Raw genomic sequence first — 2204 nt, 5'->3', positions numbered from 1 at the left:
GCGCCCTTGAGGGTCTGGTTTCGATTCCGTTCCTGGTCGAGTTGAGCCATCGTGTCATTGAGCCGGCGCCGCAGATTGGCCTCTGTATTTCTCATTGCTTCAGCCTGACGTTCCAGAATCGTATTTCTCTGCTGCAAGCCGGCAGCGGTTGCTTCCGCGCTTTGAGCCTGGACTGCGACGCTCGCGGGCCGATTCTCACCGCTGTTGCGGTCCGCAGCATTCACTCTCGCTGTTCTCTTGTCGAGGCCTTCGACGGTTCGTTTGAGCTCGGAGTCGGCCTGTTCCTCGCCGGCGGTGGGCTGAGGCTTCGCGGAGAGCGCGCGCTCGGCCTCGGCATTATGGGCTTCGACCAGTCGATTGAACTGCTCCGTGCGGCGCTCAATCTCGATCCGGTCGCTGACGCGGCCATTCCATAATTGCGCGATCAGGAACGAAGCGATGACTTCGCGCTTGTCGGCCGCGCGCCACTGAAGAAAGACAACGGCGACTATCCCGCAGAGCAAAAGTAGCGTCACCACATTCGACCAGAAATAGAGATCGTCGATGGAATTCTCGACGAGAGCAGCTCTACCAGACTCTATTGCCGTGCCATAATCCTTGTCGCGAGGATTGATCTTACCCAACGCATAGTCAAAGAACCCCTGGCGTTTCGCTGCGGGCTGTGCGGCTCCTGAATCTGTACGATTCACGGTCTGAGCGAAAGATAGCCCGCAGACGCACCAGAGTGAGATAGCAAAGACGACCGTCCGAATGATGAGTGGTGATCGCATCGTCACTCTCCATTGACCCCACCGAGAAACAATCCTGCCGCCCTCCGGCGCCGTTGTTTCCGATTCTCGGTTTCTTTGAAACGCAGATTGACGCCGATTTTCGGGTCGAGATAACTGTGCATCTTGGGATAGAGCGCTGGTTGAAGTCCCTCAATCTCGAATCGTGGAGCGCGGCGGACATGCAGATGGGAGTAACGGGTGCCCTCCCGGTTGTCCACCATCAGAATCTCCATCTGGCCAACCGGGAGGTTCTTAATGTGGTCCTCGCGGGCGCGAGTCTCCTTGATGTCGCTTTCGCTTCCCGTGCCCGTCTCGGTGTATTTCGTCGAGAAGATTCCGGTGCGGCGGACCGACAGGCTGCGCCGCTTGGTCGCAATTCTGGCCGATGCCTTCAGAAACCATTGCGCCGTGTTCTCCTCCGACACGTTCATGATCATCTTCGTTCCGGGCGCCGACGAGACCTCGTCCGCGAACGCCTGGCTCACGCGTTGCAGCTGCGGCATGCTTTGGAAGGAGAAAAGGAACGAGACCCTGGCGCCGCGCGCGGTCTGGAGCACCTGCGTAAACGCGGGATAGGCAAACGGCGCGAACTCGTCCAGGATGACCGAGAGCATCGGTTCATCCTCGTCCCGGTCGCTCGCCGGCTGCGCATAGCGCTTGCCAACCATCAGCTGAATGTTCTGTAGGAGGATCTTTCCCAGGGCTTCGACAGCGCGCTGATTGCGGTTGGCGTTGAGCGAAACGAACAGGATCAGGCCGTTTTCAAGCACATCGTCGAGCGTGAGAAGGTCCTGGTACGAGCCGGTTACGACCGACAACTCATCCTCAAGGAAGCTCAGAAGTTCGTTCAGAAGCCCCTGTATCTTCTCGACACGCTCGCGGTCCGCCAATGACCGTTGCAGCATCTTCACCGACATCTCGAAGTTCAAACGCTTCTGCATGGAAATGCCTGGCACCGAGGCGAGACGGGCCTTAGCAACACCGATCTGTTCCGCCAGCACCTCCTCATCGAGCGCCATCACCAGCACGTCGTAGACGTTGAAAAGCCTGCCCGTGTACTGCAGGATGCGCACAAGGTCCGAGAGATACGCCTCCTGATGACCCTTGAAGAAGTCTTCACGCAGGCCGAATGACCGAAAGATGAAATTCACATGCTCCTGATAGGCGTCGTCGATGGCATAGAAGGGGTTGTACCGGGCCGACTCAGTGGGGTGGGTGGGATCGATTACCCGTAAATCCTGCAAGCGACCAGCGGCTTCGATGTGCGGCAACAGGCGGTCGAGGAACTCCCGTTCTCCCTTGCCGTCGAAGATAATCATCGGCATCGGGCGCGCGCCGAATCGACGGGTTACGTCCTGCGCGATGATGTTTTCGAGGAATGTGGACTTGCCCGCGCCGGTTCCGCCGACGATGACGCCGTGCTTCATGCGTACC

2 protein-coding genes are annotated in these 2204 nt (G+C 58.6%); both read right to left on the bottom strand.

Annotated elements, in window-relative coordinates:
• Positions 1-770, bottom strand: a 770-nt coding sequence (locus VMU57_RS19195) for a hypothetical protein (RefSeq protein WP_325386368.1), incomplete at its 3' end; no start/stop codon positions are given.
• Positions 771-772: 2 nt separating this feature from the next.
• Positions 773-2204: type IV secretory system conjugative DNA transfer family protein (locus tag VMU57_RS19190; protein WP_325386367.1), on the bottom strand; the 1432-nt coding region annotated here is incomplete at its 5' end.

This window comes from Edaphobacter sp. (assembly GCF_035532915.1).
Lineage (GTDB): Bacteria > Acidobacteriota > Terriglobia > Terriglobales > Acidobacteriaceae > Edaphobacter.
The sequence above is the reverse complement of the archived record's forward strand: the minus strand, read 5'-3'. Positions and strand labels throughout refer to the sequence as shown.